At 51.6% G+C, this 552-nt stretch carries 1 protein-coding gene; it reads left to right on the forward strand.

Features of this window, described 5'->3' with window-relative positions:
- The coding region (locus M5B99_RS29740; protein ID WP_248807473.1) for a hypothetical protein at positions 1–552 on the forward strand (552 nt) is incomplete at both ends.

Consider the following 552-nt stretch of genomic DNA (forward strand, 5'->3'; position numbering starts at 1 on the left):
AACAACTGGCGCAGCGAAACAAAGAGCTACAAGCGGCAACCTCCATCAGTGAAACGCTCTCCATTCTCACTAAGTGGAAGCGGATTGATATAAGCCAAGACATTGGCACCTTGACTGGGTTTGGTAAGGGGTTCACCGAGGAGATGGCCAAGTCCGGGCTCGGGACGCTTGATAGCGCTGCTAATTTCATGGCTCATCCCCTTGAAGGCAAAGCCGCGATTGACGAATTCATACTGACTGCCGATGCGCAACAGATACTCGGCGATAGGTATGATCAAGTAAAAGCGCAATTGGCTTCGGTGGATGATGCGCTAGCGCAGGGTGGTGATGTTCATTCTGAGAAGCTCGGTCAGCAGATGGGGGGGCTCCTTGCTGTATTCGTGACCCTCGTGGTTGGAACTGAGGCGAGCGCTGCGAAGGGGGCTTCGGTACTGTCGAAAGCGGGTATTGACGTTTCGAGTAGTTCGTATAAAGTAATTGCGGCTGATGCTACAGCAAATTCCATTCGAGGTAGAGTTGATCAACTTACAGCTTTTGGGCAAGGTGCAAAAG

The sequence above is a fragment of the Pseudomonas sp. MWU13-2100 genome, from assembly GCF_023242365.1.
GTDB lineage: Bacteria > Pseudomonadota > Gammaproteobacteria > Pseudomonadales > Pseudomonadaceae > Aquipseudomonas.